General features: G+C 63.9%; 9 protein-coding genes. 4 read left to right on the top strand and 5 right to left on the bottom strand.

Annotated features, from left to right (window positions below; all coding sequences use genetic code 11):
- The 3 genes from VI234_RS10655 to glpA are packed head-to-tail and all read right to left on the bottom strand — an operon-like array spanning nt 1 to nt 4,368.
- Complete coding sequence (locus VI234_RS10655) at nt 1-1,377, bottom strand: anaerobic glycerol-3-phosphate dehydrogenase subunit C (protein WP_336329967.1); 1,377 nt, start codon at nt 1,375-1,377, stop codon at nt 1-3.
- The gene (gene glpB, locus VI234_RS10650) at nt 1,374-2,648 is read right to left on the bottom strand and encodes a glycerol-3-phosphate dehydrogenase subunit GlpB (protein ID WP_336329966.1); all 1,275 of its coding nucleotides are present in this window, start codon (nt 2,646-2,648) and stop codon (nt 1,374-1,376) included. The genes VI234_RS10655 and glpB overlap by 4 nt, the downstream gene beginning before the upstream one ends.
- Nucleotides 2,638-4,368, bottom strand: a complete 1,731-nt coding sequence (gene glpA / locus VI234_RS10645; RefSeq protein ID WP_151146486.1) for an anaerobic glycerol-3-phosphate dehydrogenase subunit GlpA — start codon at nt 4,366-4,368, stop codon at nt 2,638-2,640. The genes glpB and glpA overlap by 11 nt, the downstream gene beginning before the upstream one ends.
- Before the next feature lie 350 nt (nt 4,369-4,718).
- Between glpA and VI234_RS10640 the strand changes: the two genes are divergently transcribed.
- From VI234_RS10640 to VI234_RS10625, 4 genes are all read left to right on the top strand, one after another.
- Entirely contained in the window at nt 4,719-7,262 is a 2,544-nt protein-coding gene (locus VI234_RS10640) for an extracellular solute-binding protein (protein WP_336329965.1), read from the top strand.
- Nucleotides 7,263-7,390: 128 nt separating this feature from the next.
- Nucleotides 7,391-8,923, top strand: a complete 1,533-nt coding sequence (glpK, locus tag VI234_RS10635) for a glycerol kinase GlpK (protein WP_336329964.1) — start codon at nt 7,391-7,393, stop codon at nt 8,921-8,923.
- 3 nt (nt 8,924-8,926) lie between these two features.
- Nucleotides 8,927-10,018, top strand: coding sequence for a hypothetical protein (locus VI234_RS10630; RefSeq protein ID WP_336329963.1), 1,092 nt, complete (start codon nt 8,927-8,929; stop codon nt 10,016-10,018).
- 62 nt (nt 10,019-10,080) lie between these two features.
- Nucleotides 10,081-11,256 carry a Cdc6/Cdc18 family protein gene (locus VI234_RS10625; protein ID WP_008309624.1) on the top strand — a complete coding sequence of 392 codons (1,176 nt, stop codon included), beginning with the start codon at nt 10,081-10,083 and terminating at the stop codon, nt 11,254-11,256.
- A 30-nt stretch (nt 11,257-11,286) separates the two neighbouring features.
- Here VI234_RS10625 and VI234_RS10620 read toward each other — a convergent pair whose 3' ends face one another.
- Nucleotides 11,287-12,258, bottom strand: a complete 972-nt coding sequence (locus VI234_RS10620) for an ROK family protein (protein ID WP_008309626.1) — start codon at nt 12,256-12,258, stop codon at nt 11,287-11,289.
- 52 nt (nt 12,259-12,310) lie between these two features.
- On the bottom strand, nt 12,311-14,101 hold the full coding sequence (pyk, locus tag VI234_RS10615) for a pyruvate kinase (RefSeq protein ID WP_008309628.1): 1,791 nt from the start codon (nt 14,099-14,101) through the stop codon (nt 12,311-12,313).
- Nucleotides 14,102-14,126 lie beyond the last annotated feature (25 nt).

Genomic DNA, 14,126 nt, shown 5'->3' with positions numbered 1-14,126 from the left:
TTACTCCACCAGCGCGGCTTCGAGGAGTTCGAGCGGATGCCGGATCTCGTAGCCGCTGCCGTGTTCCATCTGCATCGCGCAGGTCGGACACTCGGTCATGCCGGTTTCGCCCTCGGCGTGGTCCATGTGCTCGAACATCTCCTCGCCGATCTCCATGGACTTCTCGTACTTCTCTTCCTTCCAGCCGTAGGTCCCCGAAATGCCGGAACAGGAGTCGCCCACGTCTTCGACTTCGACGCCGTCGAGGTCGCGGAACAGTTCGACGGCCTGGCGGTCGAGTCCCTGGTTGCGTGAGTGACACGGGGCGTGGTAGGCGAACTCCTCGGCGAGGTCGCCGTCAACGTCTGCCGCCTGCACTTCGCCCTTGAGGTCCTCGTGGATGCGGAGGTACTCGACGGCTTCGAAGGTGTTCTCCGCCACTTTGTCGATACCGTCGATGTCGAACAGCTCGGGGTATTCCTGTCGGAGCGCCATCGAACACGAGGTACAGGAGGCGATTGCGTGATACCCCTCGTCGACGAGTTCGGACATCGACGAGACGTTCGTCTCGGCGTGGCGGCGGGCGTCGTCGAGCATCCCGTTTGCGAACATCGGCGTCCCGGAACACTTCTGCTCGGGTGCGACGACCTCGTAGCCGAACTCCTCGAACACCCGGACCGTCGCCTTGCCGACTTCCGGCGTGTTGTAGTTGGAGTAACAGCCGTGGAAGTACGCAACTTTCTTATCGGCGTCCTCGGGGAGTCCGCGGCGCTTGCGGGCGGCTCTCGCGTTCTCCCGCGACTGGACCTGACCGCCGCGGTCGGCCCACCAGTCGCGGAAGGTCTGTTTTGCGAAGGCGGGGAAGTCACGCTCGCTGGTAACACCGAGGGTCTTCTCCATCACCCAGCGGGCTGGGCCGAAGTTCATGGCGAAGTTCGCGAGTCGGGGAACCTTGCTCGCGAAGAACGCGGAGGTGCGGTAGTTCGCGAGGATGCGGTTGCGGATGTACTCGACGGAGAGCTTGTCCATCTGCTCGCTGACGTACTCCCCGCGGGCGGTGTTGTGCATCTGGCTGAGCGGGACGCCCGACGGGCAGGCGTTGTCACAGCGCATGCAGTTCGAGCAGTCCATCACCGAGTCGTCGATCTCGTGGTCGTCGTCGGACTGCTTGAGCCGCCACTGTTCGGGGCCCTGGAACTTCGGGCCGGGGAAGTCGTCGTCGACCTCGGCGACGGGGCAGTTCGTGTCACACGTCGAGCATTTGTAACAGGAGTCCGCGCCGGGTCGGAGGTCGAAGTCGTCGCTGTCGGGGAAGACGTCGACTGGTTCGAACTCCTCGCCTGTGTTCGGTGCTACCGGATCAAACTCTGTCTCTGGTGGGGTTTCAGCGTCACTCATCGTGCCTCCTGTGCGGCGCGCTGGCCCGCCGCGTAGCCTGTGGCAATCGAGACGCCGCTGCCGGATTTTTCGGCGGCGAAGTCGTAGCCGCCCAGCACGGAGCCGGCAGCGCGCAGGTTCTCGAACTCGCTGTGCTCGCTCGCATCGAGGGGCCGAAGGTCGTCGTCAGTCGCCACGCCGTAGCGGGCGAACTCGTGGTCGCCGAACAGTTCGCCGTCGAACCAGTCGTAGCGGTCCGCGGCGTGGGGGACGTGGCAGTCGAACACCGGCTCGTACACGCCCTCGCGGTCGGACTCGACGCCCTTGCCGACGAAGCCACCGGTCGCGAGAACGTACTGGTCGGCGCTGTTGGGTATCTTCGCGCCGTTCTTCTCGATGAATACCTTCTCGATGCGGTCTTCGCCCTCGAAGTCGACGACTGGATTGCCGGTCTCGATGCTGGCCCCGGCCTCGTCCAGTGCCGAGAACAGCGCGTCCTCCAGTCGGAGGCCGGGCAGCGACGGCGGCCCCATCGGCACCTCGAACACGTCGACGCCGAGGTGGTCGCTCAGCGAGTCACGGATAGCGCCGGGATTGTCGTCGCCGAGAATCGCCGGGAAGCCGACCCGCTGTTCGTCCTCCAGTAGCGGGTTCACGCGCTGGGCAAGCGCCTCGCGGGCTGGGACCATTCGCCCGCGGACTGCCACCTCGCTGTTGGTATCGAGCAGTTTGGCATAGCGCGTGACCTTCGCGTCCGCGCGCAGGTCGCCCGGGAACCGGATCGTCTCGCCGCGGACATCGAATGGGACGCCCGTCGCGTCGAGATGGGCGGCGACGTGCGGGGCGTCGAAGTCGACCATTTCCTCGATGCCGACCAGCAGCGTATCGCGGGTGTCGCTGGCCAGACCGGCGCTGGCCCCGGCCGGGTAGCGGGCGGTCGGTTTGATACTCCCGCCGTGGGTCGGCAGGAGCGCGTTCGTGTCCGTGTGTTCGCCCTCGTAGGTCGGGACCGCGTCGTCAAACAGCGACAGTGCGTCCCGGACCGTCTGGACGCCGACTTTCCGGTATGGGTGGGCCTCAGGCAGCGACGGAATCGCCTCGTACGGGTCGGTCAGCGGGCCGTCGCCGTCGGGCGTGTAGCCGAGCACGTCGACAAGGCCCGACGCCTGCCGGAGCGTGCTCTGTTTGTAGGAGACCAGTCGCACGTCAGCTCCCTCGCGGGCGGCCGCCAGCGCGCTGGTCAGCCCGCCGAGGCCGCCGCCGATGACGAGTACCTCCGACTCAATAGCCATTTGTCCCTCCGTCGGCAGCGACATCAGCGCTGTCGACGCTGCCGCCTGTCTGTCCGCGGCCCGAATCGAACGCCGAGAAATCCACCGGGTCGCCGTCAGCCGGGTCCTGGTCGCGGTTCTGCGTGGTGGCGTGCAGCGCGTAGTTCAGTGCCGCCTGGGAGAGCTGTTCGCCCCAGAGGGCGTGTCGTTGTCCCTTCCAGCGCTCCTGTAGCAGCTCGTCCCAGGCCTCGCGGACGACCGGCTCGTCGTACTCCGAGTGGAGTTCGCTCGCCATCCGGTGCGAGCAGAAGCCACCCTGACAGTTCCCCATCGACGCGCGGGTGCGGATGCGGACGGCGTTGAGGTCCGAGCCGGACCCCTCGATAGCGTCCTGAATCTCGGCGCGGGTGACGCCCTCGCACTCACAGACCGTCGGGTTCGGCCCGTCGGTTTTGAGTACCTCGTCGGCGCGGGAGCCGAGCCGTTCGACGCTCCGGCGGCCGATCGGCGAGCGAAGCCCGAACTCGTCCATGTAGTCCCGGAGCACCGAGAAGTCCTCGCTGCCGGGGAGGGGCACGTCGGCGGTCCGGCAGTCGGCGTCGATGCCGAACTTCCCGCAGACGTGGTCGGCGATCTGTTCGCCCATCATCCGGTAGGTGGTGAACTTCCCACCGACGATGCTGGTCATGCCGGGCAGGTCGTCGCGCTCGTCGTGGTCGAGCAGGAAGAAGTCCCGCGTGATGTCTGTCGGGTCGTCGCTGCCGACGTCCGGCGGTTCGTACAGCGGGCGAACGCCCCAGAACGAGCGGATGGTTCGCGCCTCGTCGAGCATCGGAATCAGCTCCGAGAGGGTGTCGATCATCATGTCGACTTCCCACTGCTCCTCGGGGTAGTCCTCGGGGTCCTCGACTTCCTCGTCGGTCGTCCCCAGAATCGCGGTCGTCTCGTGGGGCACGACGATGTCGGCGTCGCCCTTGGGCCGACAGCGGTTGATGACGGTGTCGACCTGGCGGATGTTCATGATGGTCATGACGCCCTTGGAGGGGCGGACTTCGATGTCGAGTCCGGCCATGTCGCCGATGCGACCGGCCCAGGCTCCGGTTGCGTTCACGACGTAATCGGCGCGGATCTGTTCGGTTCCGCCCTCCGTGCCGTGGACGCGTTTCCCGGGGCCGGAGTCGTGTTCGACTTCGATACCGACGACCTCGCCGCTCTCGACGAGGAGGTCAGTCACTTTGGAGTGTGTCTCGATGCGTGCGCCGTGTTCCTGTGCGCTCGCGGCGTTCGCGACGACGAGTCGGAACGGGTCGATGGCCCCGTCGGGGACGCTGATTGCCTTGTCGATGTCTTTCGCCAGGTGGGGTTCCATCGCCCGAGCCTCCTCGCCGGAGACGACTTCCGCGGGAATCCCGCACTCCTCACAGCCGCTCAGTTTCTTCTGGAAGTACTCTTCGGAGTCCTCCGGCCGCTTGACGAAGAGGCCGCCAGTCATTTCGACGCAGTGACTGGCGATATCCCGGAGAACGCGGTTCTCCTCGATACACTCGGTCGCACTGGCCTGGTCCGAAACGGCGTATCGCCCGCCGCTGTGGAGCAGCCCGTGCATCCGACCGGTGGTCCCGTGGGTCAGATTTCCCTGTTCTACCAGGGTCACGTCGAGCCCGCGCATCGCGAGGTCCCGCGCGATGCCCGCCCCAGTCGAGCCGCCACCGATGACGGCGATGTGTGGTGTCGGTCCCATCTATCTTTCCGTGGGTTTGGAGCGCATACACTTCACTTTACCGTTGCTGGTGCTTGGGCAGTAAATTTTCTATGTAATCATGAGGAATCCCGGTGACACCCACTGTTAATCGGAAACGCACACCACATTATTTTTCACTGATTGGTCAGGGCAGTGGTTGAACATATTCTCTCAAATTCGAGAGATAACTCCACATTTTCAATTACTGACGTACTACAGACGACGTTGCAGGATAGAAACCGCGCTCACGGATTAATTATCACTCCTACCGTTTCGACAGTAACTATTATATATTTTGATAGTGGACTATTCCCGAGAACGTGTTGGCCGTTCGGCCAACGGGATCGACAATGAGTAAATGGAACCCACTTGATTCAGAAGACGGCCCGCCTGACGGGGAACGCACCGACGGCGGCGTCACAGAGGGGCGGGATGGAAACGAGTCGGAGACTGAACCGCCGTCAGCAGAAGCCCTCCAGAAGGACACAGAGACCGAAAACGACCCTGAACGGGCGGAGCTGGAAGCACGATGTGAGCAACTGGCGGCGGAACTCGAACAGGAGCGGGCGGAACGTGAAGCGCTCGAAACCGCTGTCGCCCGTCTCACTTCTGTTGCCAGGGCGAACGCCGACGGCGACCTCACTGCGAAACCGGGGCAGCCACCAGCTGAGGCAGCTGAGCCGCTGTACGACGCATACAGTGAACTGCTCCGGGAATGGACCGACACTGTCGACCGGATGGCGTCGTTCAGCGAGCAGGTGACTGCCGCAACGGAACAGGTCGACACCCGTCTCGGGTCGGTCAAGTCCGCCAGCCGGGACGTGAGTGGCGCTGTCGGAGAGATTTCGACCGGGTCGGACGAGCAACGCGACGAGATACAGTCGATCTCCGACGAGATGCGGAACCTCTCGGCGACGATCGAGGAGATAGCGAGCGCCGCAAACGAGGTCGCGGACACGTCCAGCGAAGCCAGCGTTCGAGGCGAATCCGCACTGGAGTCGGCGTCCTCGGCGATGACGACGCTCGACCGGTTGACCGACAACGCCGAAGCGACCGTCGACAAGGTCGAGCGACTGAACGACCTGCTGTCGGACATCGAGGAGATTGTGGGTTTCATCACGGACGTCGCGGACCAGACCAACATGCTGGCGCTGAACGCCAACATCGAAGCGGCCCGAGCAGGCGAATCCGGCGACGGGTTCGCCGTCGTCGCAGAGGAGGTCAAATCGCTCGCGACCGAGACGAAGGAGGCGACCGACGAGATCGCAGCCTCCATTCAGGAGGTCCACGAACAGGCCGACACGACGGTTTCGGAGATGTACGATACGCGGGAGAGTGTCGAAGACACCCGCTCGTCAGTCGCCAGCGCGCTCGACGAACTGGATTCCGTCGTCTCGATGGTCGAAGAGGTCGATTCGAGCGTCCAGGAGATCGACGATGCGACGGATACGCAGGCTGATTCCACGCAGGAAGTGGTGTCGATGGTCGACGACGTCGAGGACATCAGCGCCCGGACAGCCGAAGAGGCGGCTATCGCCGCCGACGCCGCAGCGGACCAGACGACGGAACTCGCGGAGGTCTCGACGCGGGTGTCGACGCTCACCGAGCGGGCCGAATCACTGGACGCGTCGCTGGATTCCTTCGAACTTGCGACCGGTTCGGCGGCAGCGAACACGGACGGAACCGTCGTCGAGTTCTGGCACGCGATGGGCGGCGAGAAAGCGCTACTGCTTGAAGAGCTCGTCCGCGAGTTCGAATCACAGACCGAGGGTATTAGTCTCACACTGCGGTCGAAAGGGAGCTACCGCGGGACCCTCGACGCAACGCTGAACGCCGCCGAAAACGGCGATCCGCCCGCGATCGCACAGATCTTCGAGATCGGCACTACGCGTGCGCGCGACAGTGGACACTTTACGCCAGTCGAGGACCTCCTCCCCGCAACCCACATCGACTCGCTGCTCGACCCGGTGACGAACTACTACCGCTTCGACGGGACGCTCCACTCGCTCCCGTTCAACGCGTCGAACCCGGTGATGGCGTACAACCGCGACGCGTTCAGGGTGGCGGGGCTCGATCCCGATTCGCCGCCGGAAACCCTCGCTGACGTGCGAAGCGCGGCCGAGCAGCTCGTCGACGGGAAAGGCGTGGATACAGGTATCACGTTCGCGAACTACTCGTGGTTCGTCGAACAGTGGTTTGCCGAGGCTGACCAGCTCCTCGTGGACCAGAACAACGGTCGGTCCGGGTCGCCAACGGAGAGCCATCTCGACGGGGAGTTCGCCCACGACTTATTCGAGTGGTGGAAAGGCCTCGAAGCGGACGGACTGTACCACGACCCCGGCATCGAAGCCAGAGGAGCCGCTCGGACCCACTTCGCCGAGGGGAACGCTGCGATGCTGATCGGCTCGACATCGTCGCTGAACAGCATCGAAAGCAGCGCTGACTTCGACGTCGGAACCGGCCGGTTCCCCGTCCTCGACGACCGGACCGGCGTACTCGTCGGCGGCGCGTCCCTCTGGGTCGGTGATGCGGTTTCCGAGGCCGTGCACGACGCTGTCGGCGAGTTCCTCACATGGCTCACCGAACCGGCCCAGCAGCGACGGTGGCACCAGGAAACCGGGTACTTCCCAGTGCACGCCGATGCGATCCCACAGCTCCGGTCGGCGGACTGGTTCGAACAGAACCCACACTACAGAACGGCGTTCGACCAGCTCGTCGACACACGCGACACCACGGCGACACGGGGCGCACAGATCGGTCCGTTCGATACGGTACGAACGATCATCGAAGACGCGGTCGACAGTATGGACGGGCCCGACTCGGTCCCGTCCGCGCTCGACCGACTCGACACACAGGTCACGAAACAGCTTGAGCGGTACGATTCCGACCGGTAGCGCCGTCCCGTTCTTTCTTTACTAGCCAAACATCACCATTAGTAATCTTTATAATGGTTCACTATGTTGTTTACTGGCAAGGTGGTAGCTTTCATAAATAAGCTACCTCCACCACGGAGAACACAACAATGGCAGACACATACGTTGGCGCGATCGACCAGGGAACGACCGGGACCCGCTTCATGGTGTTCGACCATAGCGGCCAGGTCGTTGCGAATGCTTACGAGAAGCACGAACAGATCTATCCGGAGCCCGGCTGGGTCGAACACGACCCCGTCGAAATCTGGGAAAACACGCAGGAAGTCGTGACTAAGGGGCTTGCAGACGCAGGTGTCGGTGCCGAACAGCTGGAAGCGCTCGGCATCACGAACCAGCGTGAGACGACGATCGTCTGGGACAAGGAGACCGGCAAACCGGTCCACAACGCGCTGGTCTGGCAGGACCGCCGAACCACCGACCGCGTCGAGGAGATCCAGGAAGAGGACAAAGTCGAGTGGATCCGGGGGAAGACCGGGCTGGAATGTGACGCCTACTTCTCGGCGACCAAGACCGAGTGGATCCTCGACAACGCGGAGCCGCTCAAGATGCAGAGCTCGCGCGGTGCTGACCTCCACGAACGGGCCGAAGACGGTGAACTCCTGATGGGGACCATTGACGCGTGGCTCATCTACAAGCTCACCGGCAACCACATCACGGACGTCTCGAACGCATCGCGGACGATGCTGTACAACATCCACGACATGGAGTGGGACGACGAACTCCTCGACGAATTCGGCGTTCCGAAGTCCATGGTTCCGGAGGTCCGTCCGTCCTCCGACGAGAGCCTGTACGGGCACACCGACGCGGACGGCTTCCTCGAAGAGGAAGTCCCCGTTGCGGGCGCGCTGGGCGACCAGCAGGCCGCAATGTTCGGCCAGACCTGCTTCGATAAGGGTGATGCGAAGAACACCTACGGCACCGGCGCGTTCTACCTGATGAACACCGGTTCCGAAGCGGTCGCCTCCGACAACGGCCTGCTGACGACCGTCGGCTTCCAGATGTCCGGTGAGCCCGTCCAGTACGCGCTTGAAGGCTCCATCTTCATCGCCGGCGCGGCAATCGAATGGCTCGAAGACGTCGACCTCATCAACAACGCCGCCCAGACGGCGGAACTGGCCCGTTCCGTGGATTCCACGGACGGTGTCTACATGGTGCCGGCCTTCACCGGTCTCGGCGCTCCGCACTGGGACGGCCGCGCCCGCGGGACGATTGTCGGTATGACTCGCGGAACGCGAAAGGAGCACATCGTGCGTGCGACACTGGAATCCATCGCGTACCAGACCCGCGACCTCGCAGAAGCGATGGAGGAAGACTCCGGTGTCGAGATGACGACGCTGCGAGTCGACGGTGGTGCAGTCAAGAACAACTTCCTCTGTCAGCTCCAGTCGGACATCATCCAGACCGACATCGCTCGACCGCAGGTCGACGAGACCACCGCGCTGGGATCGGCATACGCGGCCGGCCTCGCCGTCGGATACTGGGACACCGTCGACGAACTCCGGGACAACTGGCAGGTCGACGAGGAGTTCTCGCCGGAAATGGACGCCGAGGATGCAGACAAGATGTACGACCGCTGGGACGACGCCGTCGACCGTTCCCGCGACTGGGCACAGGAGGAATAACAGATGGCAATCGCATTCGGACTCACGGCAGTCGATATGCTCGTCCTCGCCATCGCGGCGTTTGCGGGCGGCGCGTTCGGTGCATCTATCGGCGCACTCCCGGCGTTCTGTTTCACCGGCTTCATGGTGCTTATCGGAGAAGCCGGCAACGTCGTCTCAGAGTCGTTCGTCGGCGGTTCTCCTGACGTCATTGCCGGTGCCGCCGGTGGGTACGGAGCCGGCATCGTCGGCCCGCTGGCCTTCGGTCCCGTGTTCGGGCCACACGTCGCCTTCGCTGGTGGTGTGGCAGCAGCCGCTTACGCCGCGAAGTACGACGGAATGTACGAGCCGGACGACGGTGACTACCACCCGGCGAAGGACATCGCCTACGCCCTCGGCACCCGACCCGACGTCCTTGCTGTCGGTGGGGTATTCGGTATCCTGGGTATGGCGATCCGGCAGACGTCCGGCGGGCTCGGGATTCCGATCGACCCGCCTGCGGCAGGCGTCATCCTGACCGCTGTTGTCGCCCGTCTGGTCTTTGGCTACCCGGTTATCGGCCGTGCCCGCGGAAGTGGCCTGCTCGATATGTCGCCGTTCGAGAGCGGGAAGATGCGGTCGAGCAACGGTGAAGAAGTCGCAACGGATGGCGGAGCCATGGCTGCCGAGCGACCGGCTGTCGAGCCGTGGCTGCCACACCAGTACAAGTGGACACACGTCGCAATGCTCGGGCTCATCACCGGCATCCTCGGTGCGTACATCTTCGCGAAGACCGGGAGTCTCTTCCTCCCGTTCGGTATCTCAGCAGCGAGTCTGCTGTTCCTGAACCTCGGCGTGGAGAAATTCCCGGTCACACACCACATGACGCTCCCAGCAACGTTCGTCGCTAGTATGGCGATGACGGATGGAGCGAGCGTCCTAGTCGCGCTCGGGCTGGGCGCATTCTTCGGTATCCTGGGTGCGCTGTTCGGTGAAGTCTACCAGCGCATCTTCTACGCGCACTCAGATACGCACTTTGACCCGCCAGCCGCCTCGATCATCACGACGACCCTCATCCTGGGCATTCTGGCACTGGCTGGAGTGTTCACGACGTCCGCAGCGATCCCCCTGCCGTAAGAACTCATACGGCTTTTTATTTACAGGTCCAATCGAATATACACACGATCTAATTTCCAAGCATGGACATCGAAGCGAGAATCAAGCGTCGACAACGCCGGAACGGTGAGCCACGGCTCATTCAGGATTACGAGTCGATCTCACCGGTCGTCCACATAGAGGAGCCGGCTGACCGCGGTCCGGTTCTCGAGCGCCTACTCGACCATCTCGATCCGGTGTTCGATGGGCAGCTTCCGCCGAACGCGTACGTGTACGGCCCCCGTGGTTCAGGGAAGTCCGCAGTTATCACGGCGCTTTTCGCCAATTTAGAACAGCTCCCGACGGAACAACAGGCGATCATTCACACGACGACCCGCGCACAGCCACCGACCTCGCCGTCGTTCGTCTACGTGAACGCCCGAGAGACCGCAAGCGAGTTCGCGTTCTACCATGCAGTGCTGGACTCGCTCGTGGACGAATCGGTGCCGGAACACGGGATCGGAACGGAGACGCTCAAATCCCGACTCCACGAACTGGTACGAGAGCAACGCACGGGCATCGTCATTGCAGTCGACCACATCAGCGAGCCGGAAAGCATCCAGGCACCGGCCCTCGTTGACCTGTTTGCTGGCTTACCGAGCAACGTCAGTTGGCTCGCTATCGGTCGCGACGACCCGTCGACAACGGAACTGACGCGGTACACCGCTGAGTCGATCAGTATCGACCGCTATCAGCGGCAGATGCTCGTCGACGTGTTGATGACCAGAACCTCGAACGGGCTGGCTCAGCAGGGACTCGATCACGGTCTGGCGAGGCATATCGCCGATTGGGCGGACGGAAACGCCCACGATGCCCTTGCCGCACTGTTTATCGCTGCGGAGTTGGCCGAGGAACGGGGCCAGGACCGCATCACACAGGCCAACGTCGACGCGGCCATCGCGGAGGTGCCCGATCCCTGTGTTTCGTTGGGGGTCGTCCTCTCCCTGCCGACGAATCGGCAGGCCGTCCTCAGAGAACTCATCGACCTGGAGGAGAGCGAACGCTCCTCGGTAACGGCGACGACGGAGGCGATTGCGTCGGCACAATCAGTCGATCTCTCGGCCGGGACCGTCAAGCGGTTTCTCTACGAGATGGCCGAGTCCGGTGTCGTCGACCGGGTCGAGGCGACAACCACCAACGGCCAGGGCCGCCCGCCGAGCCGTGTCGAACCGCGGTTCCCGCCGACGGCCTTCCGGCGACTGTACGATTTACAGCAGTAGGCCAGCGGTCCGCGGTCAGGTCGACGTTTTTCAAACGCGCTGTGACGGGTCACCTGTGCCGCCAGTCAGCGCGGACGCCAGTGCGCCACGGACTACGACGTCGTCACCGAACTGCGTCAACTGGATGTCCGGAATGTTCGACATCACCATGTCGTCGAGCCGGTCCCGGATCGGGTCTAGCACCTGTTCGGGGTTGTTGAGCGCAACGGCCCCGCCGACGTAGACGACGAGGGGCGCGTACGCGTGGACGATGTTCGCGACGCCGATCGCGTTCCAGTGACAGATCTGGTCGAGAACGTGGGACGCGAACTCGTCTTCGCCGGCATATTCGAAGATATCCGCCGCGGAAAACTCCTCAGTCTCGATCGGGAGCGCCGTCTCGACGGGGTCCTCTCGGTGCAGTTGCGTGGCGTACCGCGGGATGTTCTCGCCCGAGCAGTACGCTTCCCAGTGGCCGTCGTGCCCACAGCCACATGTCATGAATCCGTGCGGGTCGATGGTCAGATGGCCGACTTCCCCGGCGTTGCCGTCCCAGCCTGAGAGGATGTTCCCGTCGACAGCGACCCCGGCACCGACCCCGGAGGAGATAGTGAGGTACACCATGTCGTCGGGGCTCCGGTCCGAGTAGAACCGCTCGCCGATGACGCCGGCGTTGGCGTCGTTGTGCAGCGACACCCGCTCGCTGCCGATGAGATTCTCGACCGGCCCGGTCAGCGGAATCCGGTCGATGGTGTCGGGGAGATTCGCGGGGTTTTCGACGACGCCTTCGGCCAGGTCCATCGGACCGAAGGACCCGATACCGGCGGCAACCACGTCTGTGGGGGCGATATCGGCGGCGTCACAGGCCTGCCGGATCGCGTCGAGGACCGCCTCCGTGACCGCGATACCTGCCGGTCCACGCGGTGTCTCAGTTTTGTGTGACGAGACTATCGAACCCGTCTCGTCACCGATAACAGCCCGAATATGTGTCGCTCCGAGGTCGACCCCTGCGTAAGCGCCCATGCTGGTCGAAGGGTTGCCCCACCGATACTTAACTACACAGATTCTACTGCGGTCAGTAGTCTCGCTCCCTGCCCGAGATGTCCTCTCGGCCAACGGCCTCCTCGTAGACGACGCCGCGCTCGGAGTCTAGCGTGACGGTCGATCCGTCGGAGACAGCATCGGGCAAGTCCGCGTTCGAGATCATCGGAATCGAAAGCTCGCGGGCGACGATGGCCGCGTAGCTCGTGACGCCCTCGTGGGCGTCGATGATGCCCCCGATGCGGCTGGTGTCACCAATGAACTCGCCGTCGAACCCTTCGGGCACTGCCAGAATAGCCCCGTCGGGGACGTTCGAGAGGTCGCCCGGCGACTCTTGGGGCGGTGCTGTCGAAATCCGGTGGACGGGGCCGGTCACCAGGCCGTCGACGATGGACCGACCGCTGGCGACCGTTTCGGCCGCGACGTGGACTTTCAGCATATTCGCCGTGTTCATCCCCTCCAGTTCGGTCATCATCCCGGACAGGACGACGACCGTGTCACCGCTGTCCGCGGCTTCGGTGTCGAGGGCTGCCTGAACTGCCGTCTGGATGACGGCGTCGGCCCCTTCGGTGGTGTACTCGGTCGTTACGGGTGTGATACCCCACGAGAGCGCGAGCTTCCGGCGGACGCGCTCGCTCGGCGTCGACGCGACGATGGGGATCGAGGGCCGGTACTTCGCCGATTTCAGGGCGGTGTAGCCGGATTCGGACGCGGCGACAATCGCCGACGCCCCGATGTCGCGGGCGAGAAACCGACCGGAGCGCGCGAGCGCGTCTGTCCGGGTGTCACCGGCGTTTGGAACGCGCTGTTCGCGGGACTCGGCGTACTCCTCGCTGCTCTCGACATCGCGGATGATCCGGTCCATCGTCTCGACGACGCGGGCCGGGTGGTCACCGATTGCCGTCTCGCCCGAGAGCATCACTGCATCGGTGCCGTCAAGCACTGCGTTTGCCACGTCTGAGGCCTCCGCGCGGGTCGGCCGCCGAGAGTGGACCATCGAGTCGAGCATCTCGGTGGCCGTGATGACCGGGACGCCGGCCTCGTGACACCGACGGATGATGCGCTTTTGAATGATCGGCACGTCTTCGAGCGGGCACTCCACGCCGAGATCGCCGCGGGCGACCATCACGCCGTACGCTTCGTCGATGATCGAATCGAGATTCTCGACGGCCCCGGCCCGTTCGATCTTGGCGATGATCGGGATGTCGACGCCGCGCTCTTCGAGCGCCTGGCTGATCTCGTAGATGTCCTCGCCGTCACGGACGAACGACGCGGCCACGAAATCCGGCTCCTTCTCGGCAGCTACGTCGAGTTCTCGCTCGTCGTTTGCCGTAATCGTCGGCAGGTCGAGTTCGACGCCGGGAACGTTGACACCCTTGCGGGCGGCCAGTTCACCGCCGTTCTCGACGGTCGCAAACACCGTGTCGTCCTCGACACGTTCGACAGTCGTCTCGATGCGTCCGTCGTCAAGCAACACCCGGTCTCCCGGCTCGACTGCGGTAATCGACTGCGAGAGGCCGACCTCCTCGGGCGTCGCGTCGTCGCCGACGACGTACCGGATGGTGGACCCCTCAGTGAGCTGAATCGGCGCGTCGATCTCCGCAGTCCGGACCTCCGGCCCCGGCATATCGAGCATGGCCGCGACCGGCTCCTCGACCGCCTCGTCTACCTCGCGGATGCGATCGATCATTTCCCGGCGGTGTTCCGGCGAGCCGTGGCTCGCGTTCAGTCTGGCAACAGACATCCCGGCCTTCGCAAGTGACGCGATGTCGTCGACCGAGTCCGACGCGGGACCGAGGGTACAGACGATCTTTGCGCTACGCATTGTGACCTCCGTCTCCGGGGAGCCA

The organism is Haloarcula sp. CGMCC 1.2071, assembly GCF_037078445.1.
Lineage (GTDB): Archaea > Halobacteriota > Halobacteria > Halobacteriales > Haloarculaceae > Haloarcula > Haloarcula amylolytica.
Note: the sequence above shows the minus strand (reverse complement) of the source record. Positions and strands in the feature narration are given on the sequence as shown.

Coding starts and splice junctions, on each gene's coding strand:
- VI234_RS10640 (WP_336329965.1), top strand. CDS start 4,719: ATGAGTAAATGGAACCCACTTGATTCAGAAGACGGCCCGCCTGACGGG.
- VI234_RS10625 (WP_008309624.1), top strand. CDS start 10,081: ATGGACATCGAAGCGAGAATCAAGCGTCGACAACGCCGGAACGGTGAG.
- glpA (WP_151146486.1), bottom strand. CDS start 4,368: ATGGGACCGACACCACACATCGCCGTCATCGGTGGCGGCTCGACTGGG.
- VI234_RS10655 (WP_336329967.1), bottom strand. CDS start 1,377: ATGAGTGACGCTGAAACCCCACCAGAGACAGAGTTTGATCCGGTAGCA.
- pyk (WP_008309628.1), bottom strand. CDS start 14,101: ATGCGTAGCGCAAAGATCGTCTGTACCCTCGGTCCCGCGTCGGACTCG.
- VI234_RS10620 (WP_008309626.1), bottom strand. CDS start 12,258: ATGGGCGCTTACGCAGGGGTCGACCTCGGAGCGACACATATTCGGGCT.
- glpB (WP_336329966.1), bottom strand. CDS start 2,648: ATGGCTATTGAGTCGGAGGTACTCGTCATCGGCGGCGGCCTCGGCGGG.
- glpK (WP_336329964.1), top strand. CDS start 7,391: ATGGCAGACACATACGTTGGCGCGATCGACCAGGGAACGACCGGGACC.
- VI234_RS10630 (WP_336329963.1), top strand. CDS start 8,927: ATGGCAATCGCATTCGGACTCACGGCAGTCGATATGCTCGTCCTCGCC.